The organism is Candidatus Dormiibacter sp. (assembly GCF_050999135.1).
Classification (GTDB): domain Bacteria; phylum Chloroflexota; class Dormibacteria; order Dormibacterales; family Dormibacteraceae; genus Dormiibacter; species Dormiibacter spiritus.
On the sequence record NZ_JBPCPN010000002.1, the window covers coordinates 147,735 to 164,255 of the forward strand.

At 67.7% G+C, this 16,521-nt stretch carries 19 protein-coding genes; 18 read left to right on the forward strand and 1 reads right to left on the reverse strand.

Features of this window, described 5'->3' with window-relative positions; translation table 11 throughout:
• The 5 genes from ACR2MZ_RS00850 (at nucleotide 1) to ACR2MZ_RS00870 (ending at nucleotide 3,551) form a co-directional block, all read left to right on the forward strand.
• On the forward strand, nucleotides 1-696 hold the full coding sequence (locus ACR2MZ_RS00850; protein WP_434003181.1) for an energy-coupling factor transporter transmembrane component T: 696 nt from the start codon (nucleotides 1-3) through the stop codon (nucleotides 694-696).
• The gene (locus ACR2MZ_RS00855; protein ID WP_434003182.1) at nucleotides 693-1,301 is read left to right on the forward strand and encodes an energy-coupling factor ABC transporter ATP-binding protein; all 609 of its coding nucleotides are present in this window, start codon (nucleotides 693-695) and stop codon (nucleotides 1,299-1,301) included. The genes ACR2MZ_RS00850 and ACR2MZ_RS00855 overlap by 4 nt, the downstream gene beginning before the upstream one ends.
• Nucleotides 1,298-1,921 (forward strand): energy-coupling factor ABC transporter ATP-binding protein, encoded by a 624-nt coding sequence (locus ACR2MZ_RS00860; RefSeq protein WP_434003183.1) that lies wholly within the window; start codon nucleotides 1,298-1,300, stop codon nucleotides 1,919-1,921. Before ACR2MZ_RS00855 ends, ACR2MZ_RS00860 begins: the two co-directional genes overlap by 4 nt.
• Before the next feature lie 460 nt (nucleotides 1,922-2,381).
• Nucleotides 2,382-2,576 (forward strand): cold-shock protein, encoded by a 195-nt coding sequence (locus tag ACR2MZ_RS00865; protein WP_338180265.1) that lies wholly within the window; start codon nucleotides 2,382-2,384, stop codon nucleotides 2,574-2,576.
• Nucleotides 2,577-2,639: 63 nt separating this feature from the next.
• The gene (locus ACR2MZ_RS00870) at nucleotides 2,640-3,551 is read left to right on the forward strand and encodes a DNA-3-methyladenine glycosylase family protein (RefSeq protein ID WP_434003184.1); all 912 of its coding nucleotides are present in this window, start codon (nucleotides 2,640-2,642) and stop codon (nucleotides 3,549-3,551) included.
• A gap of 39 nt (nucleotides 3,552-3,590) precedes the next feature.
• Here ACR2MZ_RS00870 and ACR2MZ_RS00875 read toward each other — a convergent pair whose 3' ends face one another.
• On the reverse strand, nucleotides 3,591-4,253 hold the full coding sequence (locus ACR2MZ_RS00875; RefSeq protein ID WP_434003185.1) for a phosphatase PAP2 family protein: 663 nt from the start codon (nucleotides 4,251-4,253) through the stop codon (nucleotides 3,591-3,593).
• A 77-nt stretch (nucleotides 4,254-4,330) separates the two neighbouring features.
• On the opposite strand from ACR2MZ_RS00875, the gene ACR2MZ_RS00880 reads away from it, so the two are divergent.
• From ACR2MZ_RS00880 to ACR2MZ_RS00940, 13 genes are all read left to right on the forward strand, one after another.
• Nucleotides 4,331-4,903, forward strand: coding sequence for a hypothetical protein (locus tag ACR2MZ_RS00880; RefSeq protein ID WP_434003186.1), 573 nt, complete (start codon nucleotides 4,331-4,333; stop codon nucleotides 4,901-4,903).
• Between the two features lie 56 nt (nucleotides 4,904-4,959).
• The gene (locus ACR2MZ_RS00885; protein WP_434003187.1) at nucleotides 4,960-5,829 is read left to right on the forward strand and encodes an FAD binding domain-containing protein; all 870 of its coding nucleotides are present in this window, start codon (nucleotides 4,960-4,962) and stop codon (nucleotides 5,827-5,829) included.
• Between the two features lie 13 nt (nucleotides 5,830-5,842).
• Complete coding sequence (locus ACR2MZ_RS00890) at nucleotides 5,843-6,127, forward strand: hypothetical protein (protein ID WP_434003188.1); 285 nt, start codon at nucleotides 5,843-5,845, stop codon at nucleotides 6,125-6,127.
• Complete coding sequence (locus tag ACR2MZ_RS00895; protein ID WP_434003189.1) at nucleotides 6,124-6,657, forward strand: (2Fe-2S)-binding protein; 534 nt, start codon at nucleotides 6,124-6,126, stop codon at nucleotides 6,655-6,657. The genes ACR2MZ_RS00890 and ACR2MZ_RS00895 overlap by 4 nt, the downstream gene beginning before the upstream one ends.
• 10 nt (nucleotides 6,658-6,667) lie before the next feature.
• The gene (locus ACR2MZ_RS00900) at nucleotides 6,668-9,031 is read left to right on the forward strand and encodes an aerobic carbon-monoxide dehydrogenase large subunit (RefSeq protein ID WP_434003190.1); all 2,364 of its coding nucleotides are present in this window, start codon (nucleotides 6,668-6,670) and stop codon (nucleotides 9,029-9,031) included.
• A gap of 32 nt (nucleotides 9,032-9,063) precedes the next feature.
• Entirely contained in the window at nucleotides 9,064-9,990 is a 927-nt protein-coding gene (locus ACR2MZ_RS00905) for an XdhC family protein (RefSeq protein WP_434003191.1), read from the forward strand.
• 2 nt (nucleotides 9,991-9,992) lie between these two features.
• Nucleotides 9,993-10,616, forward strand: coding sequence for a nucleotidyltransferase family protein (locus ACR2MZ_RS00910; RefSeq protein ID WP_434003192.1), 624 nt, complete (start codon nucleotides 9,993-9,995; stop codon nucleotides 10,614-10,616).
• A 276-nt stretch (nucleotides 10,617-10,892) separates the two neighbouring features.
• Nucleotides 10,893-12,581 (forward strand): biosynthetic-type acetolactate synthase large subunit, encoded by a 1,689-nt coding sequence (gene ilvB, locus ACR2MZ_RS00915; protein WP_434003193.1) that lies wholly within the window; start codon nucleotides 10,893-10,895, stop codon nucleotides 12,579-12,581.
• Complete coding sequence (ilvN, locus tag ACR2MZ_RS00920; RefSeq protein ID WP_434003194.1) at nucleotides 12,568-13,092, forward strand: acetolactate synthase small subunit; 525 nt, start codon at nucleotides 12,568-12,570, stop codon at nucleotides 13,090-13,092. The genes ilvB and ilvN overlap by 14 nt, the downstream gene beginning before the upstream one ends.
• Nucleotide 13,093: 1 nt before the next feature.
• On the forward strand, nucleotides 13,094-14,248 hold the full coding sequence (locus tag ACR2MZ_RS00925; RefSeq protein WP_434003195.1) for a 2-isopropylmalate synthase: 1,155 nt from the start codon (nucleotides 13,094-13,096) through the stop codon (nucleotides 14,246-14,248).
• 77 nt (nucleotides 14,249-14,325) lie between these two features.
• Complete coding sequence (locus ACR2MZ_RS00930; protein WP_434003196.1) at nucleotides 14,326-14,685, forward strand: hypothetical protein; 360 nt, start codon at nucleotides 14,326-14,328, stop codon at nucleotides 14,683-14,685.
• A gap of 83 nt (nucleotides 14,686-14,768) precedes the next feature.
• Nucleotides 14,769-15,932 carry an acetyl-CoA C-acyltransferase gene (locus ACR2MZ_RS00935; RefSeq protein ID WP_434003197.1) on the forward strand — a complete coding sequence of 388 codons (1,164 nt, stop codon included), beginning with the start codon at nucleotides 14,769-14,771 and terminating at the stop codon, nucleotides 15,930-15,932.
• A gap of 10 nt (nucleotides 15,933-15,942) precedes the next feature.
• Nucleotides 15,943-16,329, forward strand: coding sequence for a PNPOx family protein (locus tag ACR2MZ_RS00940; RefSeq protein WP_434003198.1), 387 nt, complete (start codon nucleotides 15,943-15,945; stop codon nucleotides 16,327-16,329).
• Nucleotides 16,330-16,521: the final 192 nt, after the last annotated feature.

Genomic DNA, 16,521 nt, shown 5'->3' on the forward strand with positions numbered 1-16,521 from the left:
ATGGCCCTGCCCAAGGCATTGGCGCCGCTGACGGCGCTGGCGCTCGCGCTGACCGCCGCCCTGGTCGCCGCCCTCTGGGGCGGCTGGGCAGCTCTAGCGATCTCGCTGGCCGTCGTCGCTGGCGCCATCGTCCTCGGCCGCTTGAAACCGATGGGCCTGGTTCTGCTCAGCCTGCTGCCCCTTGCGCTCTCCAGCCTGCTGATCAATGCGCTCCTGCCGGCAGGTGGTGGGGGGGCCATTACCGCCGGCCTGGCACTGGTCCGGCTGGCCGGCGCAACGCTCCCCCTGAGCCTGCTCTTTCTTGCAGTGCCCGCCGACAGGCTTCTCGCTGACCTGGAGCTGCACGGGTTGGGCCGCCGGCCCGCCTTCGTGCTCGCAGCCTCTCTGGGCTCGGTTCCGCGGGCACGCGCGCGGGGGGTCCATGTCATCGAGGCCCAGCGCTCGCGCGGCCTGGACACCGAGGGCTCGTGGTGGCGGCGGGCGCGGGGCGTGCTGCCGCTCGTCAGCCCGCTCGTGCTGGGCAGCCTGGCGGAGGTGGAGGAGAGGGCGCTGGCGCTGGAGGTCAGGGCGTTCAACCGCTCAGGCTCCCGGACCGTCCTGGAGCCGCCGGTCGCTGCCGCCTGGGAGCGGGTCCTCCGCTGGCTTCTTCTCGCCGCGGCTGCGGCGGCAGTAGTGCTTCGACTTGCCTGGCGATGATCCAGCTGATCGACGTGGCCTACAGGTATCCGGGCGAGAGGGAGTGGGCCTTTCCCCCAACCAGCCTCGCGGTGAAGGCGGGCGAGCTGGTGGGGATCCGGGGAGCCAACGAGTCGGGCAAGACAACTCTCTGCCTGGTGGCGGCCGGGCTGGCGCCGCGGGTGCTGGGTGGCGAGCTGCGGGGCAAGGCAGAGCTGACGGGACTGAGCGCCGTGCTCTTCGACAACCCGCAGACGCAGCTGTCGGGTCTCTGCCGGACCGTATATGAGGAGGTCGCCTTCGGACCCTGCAACCTTGGGCTGCCGCGGCAGGAGGTTCATCGCCGCACGGCGGCGGCACTGGAGCGAATGGGCATCCGGCCTCTGGCCGGGAAGTCGCCCGAGCTGCTTTCGGCAGGTCAGACCCAGCTGACTGTGCTGGCAGGCTTGCTGGCGCTGGAGCCCGACAGCCTGATCCTCGATGAGCCGGTCTCCCGGCTTGATCCCGAAGGGGCAGACGTCATCGCGGGCGTGCTGCTGAGCCTGGCCGATTCCGGCAAGGCTGTGCTGCTGGCCGAACATGACGAGAGGCTGCTCTCGCTCTGCGTGCGGGTCGTGGAGCTGTGATCGACGTCAGAGGCCTGAGCCACACCTACGCCGATGGCACGCAGGCCCTGATCGGCGTCAGCTTCAGGGTCGCGGCCGGTGAGGTGGTTTCTCTGACCGGGCCTATGGGCTCGGGCAAGTCCACGCTGCTCCGGCACCTGAACGGACTGCTCCGGCCGAGTGAGGGCCAGGTTTGGATCGAGGGGCGTGACTCCAGCGGTCTGCGGGTGGCTCAGCTGTCCCGGCGCGTGGGAGTCGCCTTCCAGGAGCCTGACCACCAGCTGTTCAAGACCAGCGTGCGGGACGAGATCGCCTTCGCGGCCGCTGGGCGGGACCGACTGGAGCTGGTGCTGGACTGGCTGGGGCTCCGGGCCGTCGCCAGGCGCCATCCCTTGGATCTCGGTTACTCGCGCCGCAAGCTGGTGGCGATCGCCGCGGTGGTGGCAATGGGGACGCCAATAGTCGCCCTCGACGAACCCGCCGCCGGCCAGGACCGGGCGGGGCTGGAGACGCTGTTCAGCCTCTTGGCCAGCCTTCGTAAAGAGGGCCGAACCGTCGTGTTCGCTGGCCACACGCGGGAACTCTCAGAGGTGGCCGACCGGCGGCTGCGCCTCGACTCAGGCCGCTTGACGTGTGGCTGAAGCGCTGGGGAGCGCCAGCGCGGTCGGGCAGACCGCCGGCGGCGGATCTACGGGGGCAGCCGGCCGAGCGGTGACCCCGCCACCGAAGGTAGCTCGCGCCCCTGCGCCGCCCGCGTGATGTCCAGCGCCAGCTGGGAAACGCCGGATTCGTGCCGGCCGACCGGGTGCGATGGTCAGGCCCGGGGCAAAGACTCGGCTGACCAGGACGTGGGCGACTCTTCTTCTCTGCATGGTCTTCATGCTTCTCAGGTTCTTCATGCTTTTCTCAATAAAGACCTTACCCAGGCGCCCAATCGGCAAAGCGTCGGCCTGGCGGTTTGGCGTGCGTGCTCCACAGGCCGACGGGTAGCGCTATCATTCTTCTTAGCCGCTGGTAGTCAGCGGTGCTGGCGTAGGTCGTTTCCAGGTTCTTCGACCGCCCGTCGTCAGATCGTCAGTTCGAGGAACCAGGAGTAACGAGATGCCTGAGGGCACCATCAAGAAGATCGTCTCGGATCGCGGCTTTGGATTCATTGCGGCCGACGACGGCAAGGAGTACTTCTTCCACCGCAGCTCAGTTGCCGAGTTCGACAACCTGCGAGGCGGCGAGAGGGTGACGTTTGAGACCGAGCCGAGCCCCAAGGGCCCGCGCGCGGCTCAGGTTCGGGTCGCCTAAGCAAGAAGCGCTTTGCGCTAGCCCCGTGCGCCATGTGCGCACGGGGCTGTCTATTTAAGGTCTGTGGAGCCTTCAGCTCAGCGCGCCTTTCGGCTGCCTCGAGCCCTCGATCTGGCGGCCACGCTGCGGCCCCTGCAGAGGGGGCCTCTGGATCCGACGCTCCGCTTCGAGGCAGGCGCGGTCTGGCGGGCCAGTCGGACCCCGGCGGGGCCGGCTCGGGAGCGGCTGTGGCAGCCGCCTGACGGCCGCGTCCACGTGGAGGCCTGGGGCCAGGGCGCGGAATGGCTGCTGGAGCATGCTTCAGAGCTCTGTGGGAGCCTGGACGACGACTCCGACTTCAGACCAGGCGACGGTCTGGTCAGGGCGCTTCACCGCCGCGCCCCGGGCCTCCGCCTGGCTCGCACCCAGGCTGTCTGGGAGGCGACGGCGGCCACCATCCTGGAACAGAGGGTGACAGGTCTCGACGCCTGGCGCAGCTGGCGACTGCTGGTCCGACGCCAGAGCGAGCCAGCCCCCGGGCCCGGGCCCCAGCTCTGGCTGCCACCGGTTCCGGAGCGGGTGGCCCGGCTGCCCCTTCATGAGCTGGCAGGAATCGGGGTCGAGGCCAAGCGGGCCGCCGCCCTCCGCCGGGCAGCCGCTCTGGCCAAGCGCCTCGAGGACGTCTGTGAGCTCGATCCTCCGGCCGCCCGCAGACGGCTGGTCAGCGTCCCCGGCCTGGGCCTGTGGTCGGCCGCGGAGATCGCGCGCGTGGCGCTGGGCGATGCCGATGCGGTGCCGGTGGGCGACTACCACCTGCCCCACCAGGTGGCCTGGGCGCTGGCGGGTGAGCCACGCGGCAGCGACGAGCGGATGCTGGAGCTGCTGGAGCCCTACCGCGGCCACCGGGGCCGAGTCCTGGCGCTTCTGAACCACGCGGGCATCCGAGCTCCTGCCTATGGTCCCCGCCAGCCACTGCGGGACATCTCGAAGCTCTGAGCCGGCGAGGCCGAGGGCTTCCCTGCCAACACCGGCGTGCTAGCCGGTTCGAATTCGGAGCAGGAACGCCGGCAGCGGCAGCGCCTGAACTAGGCAGCACCAGCCAAGCGCCAGCAGGATGCCGCCCACCACGTCGGTCGGCCAGTGCGCCCCGGCCCAAACCCGCCCCATCGCCGCCAGCAGCAATACGGCGACTGCCGCGCTCCAGATCAGCGCCCGCGCCGACCGCCCCCGGCCGACGACCAGCATCACGGCCAGCCACGTGAAGAACACCGCATGACCGCTCGGAAAGCTGAAACCCGCGCTGGTCTGACTGACGTGAACGAGGTTGGCGGAGGGTCGAGGGCGCTGCACGGCAATCTTGAGCAGGGTGTCCCAGAGGCTGGCCAAGGCGGCCAGAGCCAGCCGCAAGCCGGCGCTCCAGCGCCAGACGAGCAGGCACAGCGTCACCGCTATCCCGAGGAGTGCTTGGGGCCAGCCGCCCGACCGATTGGTGAGATCCATCGCCAGGGCCAGCGGTCCCCAACCGGTGGCCTGCACAAGCCGTTCCAGCGGCAGATCGAGAACGCTCAGTCTGAGCGCCCGGCCGGCCCACAGGTCCAGCGCCAAGAGGGCCAGCAAGACGGCGGCGGCCAGCAGCCAAACGGCTGGCGGCCCGCGCCGCGCGGCAGGTTCGGGTTCGCGGGCACGCGCCGCAGCCATCTGCGCACGCAGGCTACGAGTCTGCAGCCCAGGTTGAAGCGGACGGAGATCGCCCGCCCGGGTTAGGCTTCCCCAGGATGGCTGCCAGCGCCCGGGTCCCGGTCCATCACGCGGCCCGCAGCCGCTTCACTCGCGAGCGGCTGGCGCAGATCTACCGCACGGCGTTTGCCAAGCCGGGCTCCGAACGCCTCTTTCTGTCCTCCCTCGCGTTCTTCCTCGCCTTCTTGGTGGTGCGAGGCATCACCATCTCAATCCACGCCAACCTGGGTCCGTTCCGCAACGTGACAGTCGGTGGCACTCACATCCACCACCTGGTTTGGGGCATCTTCCTACTCCTTTTCTGCGGCCTGGGCCTGCTGGCACTGGGCGGACCGGGCGCGCGTTGGTTCCACTCTTGCAGCCGGCTGCTGGCGGTCGGCTTTGGGGTGGGCGCCGCGCTGACGCTTGACGAGTTCGAGCTCTGGCTGCACCTGGCAGACCTCTACTGGGCGCCGCAGGGCAGCGGCAGCATTCGGGCGGTTCTGCTCTTCGGCTCACTGCTGTCGGTGGCCGGTTGGGGCTGGCCGCTGACGCGGCTACTGCTGAAGGAGGTGGCTCACAGCTTCCGCGGCGAGCCGGCGCCCAGCGCCCGGCACCTCTCCCCGCCCTAGCGCGCCACTGACGATGGGCCTTTTCAGAGCGTAGGACCGCTGCTACACTCGCCTCCATGTACCCGGCCAAGTTCGAGTACTTCCCGCCCCGGACGCTCGAGGAGGCGCTCTCGCTCCTGGCAAAGTACGGCGACGAGGGAAAAGTCCTGGCCGGGGGCCAGAGCCTGATCCCCCTCATGAAGCTGCGCTTTGCGGCGCCCCGGGCGCTCATCGACTTGAACCGCATTGAGGGCCTTGACCAGCTGGTCGAAGAGGACGGCGGGCTTCGGATCGGCGCGCTCGTGCGAACCAAGGCCTGCGAGCGCTCCCAGCTGCTCCGCGATCGCTACCGCGCTCTCGCCGACGCCGCCCCCCAGATCTCCGACCCGATAGTTCGCAACCGGGGCACCGTCGTGGGCTCCCTCGCCCACGCCGATCCGCAGGGCGACTGGGGCTCGGTCATGCTCGCCGTGGGGGCCAGGGTCGAGGCCCGGGGATCCGGCGGAACGCGGACAATCCCCATCGAACAGTTCTTCCAGGGCCCCTTCGCCTCGGCGCTCGAGCCAGATGAGATAGTCACCTCGGTGGTTGTGCCCGACCCCGGACCGCGGGCGAGCGGGACCTACCTGAAGCTGGAGCGAAAGGTGGGTGACTTCGCGACAGTCGGTGTCGCCGTCCACCTCTCGCTCGACAATGGGAGGGTCCGCCGAGCCGGGATCGGCCTCACAGCCGTGGCGCCGACGAACGTGAGAGCGACCAAGGCGGAGGAGGCGCTGGCCGGAGCTGAGCTCAACGACGCCTCGATCCGCAACGCGGCCGAGCTCGCAGCACAGGCGGCGGAGCCGCGCAGCGACCTGCGAGGGAGCGCCGACTACAAGCGTCACATAGTCCAGGTGTTCACAGAGCGCGGGTTGCGCACGGCGGCCGAGGCCGCCGGCGCCGCGTAGGAGGGGAAAAGAGATGGCCGAGGAGATCTGTCCGAGCTGTGGAGCAGTGGTGCCCCGCGAGGCAGGACAGCATGCAATGAGCCCCAGCGCCGGCGTTGTCGAGTGTCCCAGCTGCGGCGCCAAGGTCACCCTCGCCAAGCCCGGCAGCCGAAGCGAGGACGAAGCGGCAGAGCCAAGTCCGGATGCTGCCACCACCCTCGGGTCGCGCGGAGGTGAGACGGGAGCCGACGATTACTTCAGCGGCGAGGAGTCGCTCGGAGGCGTCATGAAGGAAGTGGAGGAGAAGGAAGGCGGATGAACGAGCAGGCAGCGCCGGTAGGTGGCGAGCCACAGATGCGGCGCCGGGTCGAGCTGGTAGTCAACGGCCAGCGGCGCTCCGCCGAGATCGAGAACCGGCTCCTGCTCGTCCACTTCCTGCGTGAGACACTCGGCCTGACAGGGACCCATGTCGGCTGCGACACCACCAGCTGCGGGGCCTGCACAGTCCGCCTCCAAGGCACGCCTGTGAAGTCCTGCACCATGTTCGCCGTCCAGGCGGACGGTCTGGCGGTGACGACTGTCGAGGGCCTGGCGCAAGGTGGAAAGCTGAATCCCGTGCAGGAGGGGTTCAAGGAAGAACACGGCCTGCAGTGCGGCTTCTGCACGCCGGGCATGATGCTGGTCTCCGCCGCCCTGCTCGAGGAGAACCCGAACCCGACCGAGGAGGAGATCCGCTTCGCCATCTCCGGCAACATCTGCCGCTGCACCGGCTACCAGAACATCGTGAAGGCAGTCCAGTGGGCGGCCCAGAAGACCCAATCCGAGCAAGCAGCCACCACAGTGGCCTGAGGAGGACTCGATGGCTGTTGTCGAAGAGAAGGTGACGACCTGGCTGGGGCGCAGCGTCAAGCGAAAGGAGGATGACCGCTTCCTCCAGGGCCGGGGCAACTACATCGAGGACATCAAGCTGCCCGGCATGCTCTACATGGCCATCCTGCGCAGCCCGTACGCCCACGCCCGCATCCTCTCGATCGACACAGCGGCGGCGATGCAGGTGCCCGGCGTGGTCGCAGTCGTCACCGGCGCCGACCTGGTGGCCCACAAGCTCGCCTGGATGCCCACCCTGTCAGGCGACACCCAAGCCGTGCTCGCCACCGACAAGGTGCGCATGCAGGGCCAGGAGGTCGCCTGCGTCATCGCCGAAGACGTCTACACAGCGCATGACGCCCTGGGCCTGATCGACGTCGATTACGAGCCCCTTCCCGTGGTCACCAATCCCCAGCAGGCCTTGGCGGAGGGCGCGCCGGTGATCCGCGACGATAAGGAGGGCAAGACCGATAACCGCATCTACCACTGGGAGGCCGGGGACCAGGGAGCCACCGAGCGCGCGTTCGCTCAGGCCGACCGGGTGGTCAGCATTGGCATGCACTACCCGCGCTGTCACCCGTCGCCGCTCGAATGCTGCGGCTGTGTTGCCGACGTGAATCCCGCTTCCGGCAAGGTCACCATCTACATGACCTCGCAGGCGCCTCACGCCCACCGGACGGTGTTCGCGCTCGTCACCGGTCTGCCCGAACAGAACATCCAGATCATCTCGCCGGATTTGGGCGGCGGCTTCGGCAACAAGGTCCCGATCTACCCTGGCTATGTGGTGGCGACAGCCGCTTCGCTCCTGATCGGGCGCCCTGTGAAATGGATCGAGGACAGGACCGGCAACCTGATCTCCACCGGCTTCGCGCGCGACTTCTACATGGACGGCGAGCTGGCGCTGAGACAGGACGGCAAGATGCTCGGGCTGCGCGTCAACATGCTCTCGGACCAGGGCTACGCGTACGCCGACGCCCAGCCGAGCAAGTTCAAGGCAGGCTTGTTCCACGTGGTCACCGGCTCCTATGACATCCCCGCCGCGCACGTCGTCACCGATGGCGCGTACACGAACAAGGCGCCGGGCGGAGTCGCCTACCGCTGCTCCTTCCGGGTCACTGAGGCATCCTTCTTCATCGAGCGCCTGGTCCAGAAGGCGGCGTACGAGCTCGGTCTCGACCCGGCCGAGCTGCGGCGCTTGAACTTCATCCAACCCGAGCAGTTCCCCTACACGTCGGCGACGGGCTTCGTCTACGACTCGGGCGACTACGAGCGGGCGCTTGACCTGGCGCTGGAGAAGGTCGGCTACCGCGAGCTGCGCCAGGAGCAGGCGAAGCTTCGCCAGGAGGGGAAGGGCAAGCTCCTCGGGATCGGGCTTGCCAGTTTCACCGAAGTCGTTGGGGCGGGACCGGGCAGACAGTTCGACATCCTCGGCATCAGAATGTTCGACTCGGCCGAGCTGCGGGTCCATCCGACCGGCAAGGCGATCCTGAAGCTGGGGGTGAAGTCACAGGGGCAGGGGCACGAGACCACGTTTGCGCAGATCGTCTCGAACGAGCTCGGCATCCCGCCGCAGGACGTCATGGTCCAGGAGGGCGACACCGACAACACTCCCTACGGCCTTGGCACCTACGCCTCCCGCAGCACCCCCACCGGCGGCGCGGCGACTGCAGTCGTGGCGCGCGAGCTGCGCGAGAAGGCGAAGCGGATAGCCGCCCATCTGCTCGAGGCGGCAGCCGAGGACCTGGAATGGGAGCTGGGGCGCTTCTTCGTCCGCGGCACGCCGGATCGGGGCGTCACCATCCAGGACGTCGCCTTCGCCGCTTACACGAACCTGCCCGAGGGGATGCAGGCGGGGCTCGAGGGAGTCCACTACTACGATCCACCCAACATGACCTATCCCTTCGGCAGCTATGTGGTGGTTGTCGACATCGATGCGGGCACCGGCCAGTGGAAGGTGCGTCGGGTGGTCGCGGTCGACGACTGCGGCGTTCGGATCAACCCCATGATCGTCGAGGGACAGATCATGGGCGGTCTCACCGAGGGGCTGGGTATGGCGGCTATGGAGCTGATCACCTTCGACGAGGAGGGCAACTGCATAGGCTCGAACTTCATGGACTACCTGCTCCCGACCTCCATGGAGACGCCCCACTTTGACCTCTTCGAGACAGTCACCCCTTCACCGCACCATCCCATCGGCTGCAAGGGAGTCGGTGAGTCAGCGACGGTTGGCTCTCCCGCGGCCTACGTCAACGCGGTCATCGACGCGCTGGCGCCGTATGAGATCACGAACATCGACATGCCTGTGACCTCTGACAAGGTCTGGGAGGCGCTGCGCTCGAAGGGGGTGGGCGCGTAAAAGACGAGACTCTGAGCCTCCTGGCGGAGTATGTGGCCGCGGGCACGCCATGCGCGCTGGCCACCGTAGTCAGCTGCCGACCGCCGACCTCCGCCCACCCTGGCGACAAGGCGGTCATCACCGCCGACGGGCGGTTGCGCGGTTGGATCGGGGGTAGCTGCGTGGATTCGCTGGTGCGCCGGGAGGCGCTGCGAGTGCTGGCTGAGGGCCACTCGAGGCTGGTGCGCACCGTGGCCGGCGAGGAGGTGGGGGAAAGCCGCCGGCCCGGGGAGCTGACTCTGGCCACGACGTGCCCGAGCGGTGGCTCGGTGGAGGTCTTCATAGAGCCGCAGCTGCCGCGTCCACTGCTGCTGGTCTTCGGCGCCAGCCCCGCCGCTCGAACGCTCCTTCGGCTGGGCGGCGCCACAGGCTTTCGAACCTGCCTCATCCATCCCGGGGCTCGGCCCGAGGATTTCTCGGAAGCCGACCTGGTGCTGGCCGGCCTCGACTTGGCGGCCGCCGCCCCAGGGCCTGACAGCTGGGCGGTGGTGGCGACGATGGGCCACTACGACGAGGACGCGGTCGAAGCCGCCCTGGCCCACCCGGAGGTGGACGTGGCGCTGGTGGCTAGCGACCGCCGCGCCGGCGCTGTGCGCGCCGCCCTCCGGCAACGCGGGCTGCCCGAGGCGACCCTGGCGCGGGTGCGGGCGCCGGCGGGCAGGCTCCGCGCCGGCAGCCAGGAGGAGATCGCCCTCCTGGCCCTGGCCGAGTTGGTGACCCGGCGCCACCAGGTGTCTCGCCCCAGGCTGCTGCCCGAGGCTCCGGTCTTCGCCACCGATCCGGTCTGCGGCATGACGGTGGAGGTCGGGGTCGGAGAGCAGACAGACCATGCCGGCGCCACCTACCACTTCTGCTCCGCTGCCTGCCGAGACCAGTTCCAGCTGCAGCCAGAGCGGCACCTTAGGGCAGCTGAAGCCTAGAGGTGACTGTGCCGGGAGGAAGGTCGGCGGGGCTGGTGCTCGCCGCCGGCGCGTCGAGCCGCATGGGCAGTCCCAAACAGCTGCTGCCGCTGAACGGCCGCCCCCTGCTGGAGGTGGTGGTCGCCGAGGTGTCAGCTTCCCGACTGGACCAGGTGCTGGTGGTCTTGGGCGCCGGTGCGGATGAGCTGCTGCGGCGCGTGCAGCTCGGCCGCGCCCAACCGCTGGTCAACGCTGATCACGCCTCAGGCATGAGCTCATCCTTGCAGGCCGGCCTGCGTGCCCTGCCGGCGGAAGTGGAGCGGGCGGTGGTCATCCTCGGCGATCAGCCGGCCATCTCAGCTGCGCTGCTGGATGAGCTGCTGGACTTGGAGGAGAGCTCCGGCCTGCCGGCGGCCGCCTTCAGCTTTGACGGCCTCCTGCACCCCCCCGTCCTGCTGCGCCGTGAGCTCTGGCCCGATCTGATGTCATTGGAGGGCGACGTGGGCTGCCGGCGCCTGATTCGCGCCCGCCCCGAGCTGGTGGCGGCGCTGCCGGTGGCGGGAAGCTCCCGGCATCCCATCGACGTGGACACGCCGGCCGACTATGAGCGGCTGCTGACCTCAGAAGCCTGGACGGCCCGCCGCTAGGTTCATCCGCTCGGTTGGTCATCGCTCACTAGCGTTGCCCGCAGCCTTTGTAGGGCAGTGACCAAACCTGAACTGGGTGAGGCTGTAGCATCCTAAATCGACATGCGCCGCCGAGCAGACAACGCCCTCCAACTCGGAGTACTCATTCGCCTTCTCCAGGTGGGGGCAGTCGCGTCCTGAGCGTTTCTTAGACACCGACTCTGAGCCCCCCACCGCAAGGGAGGGGGCTTTTTTGTTGCAGCCGACAAGCAGATAAAGCGAGAGAAGAGTGAAGCAATGACCGGAGCCGACATCCTGCTGGAAGCCCTTGAACGGGAAGGTGTGGACACCATCTTTGGCTACCCGGGCGGTGCGAACCTCCCGATCTACCAGCGGCTGCACGCGCATCCTAGGCTGCGCCACATCCTGGTGGGTCACGAGCAGGGTGCCGCCCACATGGCCGACGGCTACGCGCGCGCCTCCGGCCGGCCAGGAGTCGTCTTCGCCACCAGTGGCCCGGGTGCGCTCAACACGATCACGGGCCTGGCGACAGCCTTCATGGACTCGGTTCCACTCGTGGCGGTCACGGGTCAGGTCGCCAGCGGCATGGTTGGTCGAGACGCGTTCCAGGAATCGGACGTGATCGGCTGCAGCCAGCCGGTCACCAAGCACAACTACCTGGTCACTCGGGTGGAGGACATCGCACCTGTGCTGAAGGAGGCGTTCTACATAGCCACGAGCGGCCGGCCCGGCCCAGTACTGATCGACATCTGCAAGGACGCCCAGCAGGCGGAATGTGAGCCGGCCTGGGAGGAGCGCATCCAGCGGCCCGGCTATCGACCTGCCTTTGAGCCCGATCTAACCCAGGTCGAGCTTGCCGCCGCCGCGCTGGCGCGAGCTGAGCGGCCGGTCATCCTGGCTGGACACGGAGTGCTGCTGAGCAGCGCCGAGCAGGAGCTCATCGCCGTCGCCGAGAAGGCGGTAGTTCCGACCGGCACCACCCTGCTGGGAGTGGGCGCGTTTCCGGTCAGGCATCCGCTATCCCTGCACATGACAGGGTTCATGGGCACCGGTTGGAACCTGAAGGCTGTGCAGAACGCCGACCTCCTGATGTGTGTCGGCATGCGGGTGGACGACCGCGTCACCGCCAAGCTCAACGATTGGGCGCCCCGGGCGGAGACGTTCATCCACGTCGACATCGACCGCTCCGAGATGGGCAAGAACGTGCGGCCGCACCTGGAGGTGGTGGCGGACGCCGGGACCGCGCTGAGGGCGATGCTGCCGCACCTCGAGGCGCCGCCCGCAAGTCGCGGCGCCTGGCTGACTCAGATTGATCGCTGGCGCGAGGAGCATCCGCTCCGATACGCGAGGTCCAACGGCCATCTGCAGCCGCAGGACGTGATGATCGCCATGTATGAGCGCTGCGCCGATGAGGCCATCGTCGTCGCGGATGTGGGCCAGAACCAGATCTGGGCGGCGCTCTGGTGGAACTACCTGAAGCCTGGTCTGTTCATCAATTCAGGGGGCGCCGGCACCATGGGCTTTGCGCTGCCGGCCGCCATCGGGGCCAAGTTCGCGCGACCGGAAAAGGCTGTCTGGTGCGTAGCCGGGGAGGGCGGTTTCGTGATGACCGCTCAGGAGCTGTCGGTGGCTGTCAAGCATCAGCTCGACGTGAAGATAGTGCTGCTCAACAACTTCTGCCTGGGCATGGTGCGTCAGTTCCAGGACGACTTCTACGGTGGGGTCCGCTCAGAGGTCGACCTGCGTCACCTGCCTGATTTCGTGAAGCTGGCCGACGCCTACGGGCTGGCCGGAATCAAGGTCGAGCGGGCGGAACAACTCCCGGAGGCTTTCGACTTCGCGCAGAGAACACCCGGTCCTGTGCTCATCGACTTTCGCATCGACCCGGCCGCCAACGTCTATCCAATAGTGCCGCTGGGGGCGGGTTTGAACGACTTTTGGGAGCAGCCCGATGATTACGCCTGAGGTGGTCGACACCCGGCGGCTCCGGGTCGTGACTGCCATAGTCCAGGACCACCCGGGAGTCCTCTCCCGGGTCAGCGGCATGGTTCGCCGGCGGGGATTCAACATCCAGGGGCTGACGGTCGGTCCCACCGGGGTGCCCGGTCGCTCACGCATGACTCTCACTGTTGATGCCGGCCACGCCGAGACCGACCAGGTGGAGAAGCAGCTGGACCGGCTGATCGAGGTGATCGAGATCCGCGACGTCACGGATTCACCCAAGCTTCTCCGCGAGCTGGCCATTGTCAAGGTGTCGGTAACCGGGGAGCAGCGGGAGCAGACGACAAGGGAGGTCCAGAGCTTCGGCGGTCGGCTGCTGGCCGCCAATGAAGCACTGGTCATCTACGAGCTGAGCGGTGAGTTCGACGCAGTCGAAAAGTTTCTGGGGGTCATGCGCCCGCTGGGCATGGTGGACATTGCCCGCTCAGGGCCTGTCGCCATGACCAGCCTGGGTGGACTGGAGGAGGGACAATAGCGTGAAGTCGGATCGAGTGTTCATATTCGACACCACGCTCCGCGACGGGGAGCAGTCGCCCGGCTTCGGCTTGGACCACGACGCCAAGCTGCGGTTGGCGCGCCAGCTGGAGCTCCTCGGTGTGGACGTCATCGAAGCCGGCTTCCCCATCTCCTCGCCGGGCGATTTCGAAGCCTGCCGCGAGATCGCCAGGGAAATCCGAGAGCCTGTCATCACAGCCCTGGCCCGGGCTGTGCGCAAGGACATCGACGCGGTCTGGGGTGCGATCCGAGACGCTGAGCGGGCTCAGATCCACATCGTGCTGTCGGTCTCCGACATCCACATCGAGCGCAAGCTGGGACTCAGCCGCGAGCAGGTGCTGCAGCGCGGGGTGGAGGCAGTCGAGTACGCCCGCTCCCTCTGCGATGAGGTGGAGTATTCACCGGAGGACGCCGGCAGGTCAGACCCGGACTACCTCGTGGAGACCGTGGAGCGTGTCATCGACGCCGGTGCCACGACCATCAACATCCCGGACACGACAGGCTACTGCCTGCCGGGAGAGTTTGGCGGTCTCATCCGCTACGTCGTGGAGAACGTGCGCAACGCGGATCAGGCCATCTTCTCGGTGCACTGCCACAACGATCTCGGGCTGGCCACGGCCAACTCGATGGCAGGCCTGGAGAACGGGGCCCGGCGGGTGGAGTGCACTGTCAACGGTATCGGGGAACGAGCCGGCAACACGGCACTGGAGGAGATCGCGATGCTGCTGGCGGTGCGCCAGCCGCTGCTCGGCCTGGAGACAGGCATCGACACCTCGCAGATAGTGCCCACCTCGCAGCTGTTGACAGCGCTGACCGGCGTCGAGGTCCAGCCCAACAAGGCGGTGGTGGGAGCCAACGCCTTCGCCCATGCCTCGGGCATCCATCAGGATGGCGTGCTGAAGGACCGGCTCAATTACGAGATCATGCGGCCGGAAGACGTCGGCTGGGACGACAATCGGATAGTGCTCACCGCCCGCTCGGGCCGGCATGCGTTCCGCCATCGCCTCGGCCGCCTCGGCCTGGAGCTGCCTCCAGACCGCCTGGATTGCGCCTGGGAGGAGTTCCTTCGGTTCGCCGATCACCGGAAGGTCGTGACCGACGCGGACCTTCAAGGACTGTTCAGCGCAGCTGTCTGAAAGCCGCCAGCGGAGCCCTGTACACTCGCCGGGCGGCTGGCACGCGAAGGTCATTAGGGAGTCGGAGGAGTCTGCGCATGCGTCGTCTCATCAATGGCTGGGTGGTCGCCGTGGCCAGTCTTGGGCTCGTGCTGGCATCCGGCTGTGGCCTGCTGCCTGGCGGGCTGCCTGGTGGTGGGGGTTCCTCGGCCAGCTGCGTGGTGGATTTCAAGTACTTTAACGTTGAGGCGTCCGGCGACAAGGCAGCGGTGGATGCGTTCTGCAAGTCGTCGACCGAGGCGAAGATCGACAAGCCGCAGGGGGACAAGGTGTGTACCCACGACATCAGTCAGGGCGGTAGGAAGTTCACGGTGAGCGTGTACGTGCGGCCTGACGCAGACCAGATCAGCCATGATGCGGCGAACCGCCTCTGCCAGACCTACGCCGCCATGCACTGAGCAGCGGCGGCGTCGGGAATAGGTCGGCGCCGTGACTCGTTGCGCCAGCGCAGCGCCGTCGAAGCAGCCAGAGGAGAGAGGACATGCCTGAAGCCGTGATAGTCGCCGCCGGCCGCTCACCCATCGGCCGCGCCTTCAAGGGCCACCTGGTCGGGATGCGGCCGGACGACCTGGCGGCTCAGGTGACGCTCAAGGTGCTGGAGCAGGTGCCGCAGGTGCAGGCGCCGATGATCGACGACCTGATCTGTGGCTGCGGCCTGCCGGCCGGGGAGCAGGGGTTCAACCTGGGCCGGGCGGTGAGCATCCTGGCGCGGCTCAACACACCCGGCACGACTGTGAATCGCTACTGCTCGAGCTCGCTGCAGACGACTCGCATGGCTGCCCACGCCATCCGCGCCGGCGAGGGCGACATCTTTCTCTCGGTCGGCGTGGAATCGGTTTCGCGCTTCGGCAGCGGGTTCGCCGACAGTCCTGACGCGCGGAATCCGCTGCTCATGCCTGGGAACGAGGGGGGCTATCCGGATCTCTACATCGAGATGGGCCAGACTGCCGAGAACGTCGCCGAGCGCGAGGACGTGAGCCGCGAGGAGATGGACCAGTACGCCGCCAAGAGTCAGAACGCGGCTGTGAAGGCCCGCGATGACGGATTCTTCGCCCGTGAGATCGTCCAGGTCCAGCTCCCGGACGACGACATCTTCAGCGCCGATGACGGTCCCCGGCCCGGCACCACTGTGGAGGTGCTGGCGATGCTGAAACCTGCGTTCCGCGAGAACGGTCGGGTGACTGCGGGCAACTCCTGCCCGCTGAATGACGGCGCGGCTGCTGTGGTTGTCATGTCAGATGCCAAGGCGAAGGAGCTGGACATCACGCCGCTGGCCCGCATCGTGAGCACGGGTGTAAGTCAGCTGGAGCCCGAGTTGATGGGCCTGGGGCCCATCGGAGCTTCCCGCCAGGCGCTGAGGCGGGCCCGCATGTCGATCGAGGACATCGATGTGGTGGAGCTCAACGAGGCCTTTGCGGCCCAGGTCATCCCAGCGGCCCGCGCGCTTGACGTTGACCCCTTCAGTGCCAAGCTGAACCCGCACGGAGGAGCCATCGCCCTGGGCCATCCCTTCGGCATGACCGGCGCCCGCATCCTGTGCACCCTGCTGAACGATCTGCGCAGCCTTGACAAGACTTACGGTCTGGAGACCATGTGCGTGGGCGGCGGTCAGGGCATGGCGATGATAGTGGAGCGCCTGAGCTAGGCGTCAAGCTGTGCCCCTGCCAAAGCGTCTCGCCCGCTTCAACCGCCGGGTGACCAATCGTGTGTTGGGACCGCTGGCGGGCCGGGCACCCTGGTTTGGGTTGGTCGGCCATCGCGGGCGGCTCTCGGGGCAGTTTTTATGGACACCTGTCAACGTCTTCTGCATTCCGGAGGGCTACGTAATAGCGCTCATGTACGGTCAGGACAGTCAGTGGGCACGGAATGTACTTGCCGCGCAGCGGTGTGTCCTGAAGACGCGGCGAGGAGAGGTGCACCTTCGTGAACCTCGCGTGGTGCGGGATCCTGGCCGCCGCCTGGTGCCTGCCGCGATCCGGCCGATCTTACGTGCGCTTGACGTCGAACACTTTCTGGTCGCTTGGCCCGCTACTCCGGAGTAGGCTGGCCGGGCAGGCAGTCCGAGCAGACGCGAAGGAGAACGCAAACAGGTGGAAAGAACCCAGGCGGTTAGTGTCCAGGCACGTGGTGTACGAGGGGCGCTGAGCACCCCCCGATAAGAAGACGACCATCGGTCATCCTTTCAGGAACTACCACACCCCTGAGGAGGACAAGCCGATGGCCAACCCCAGTAT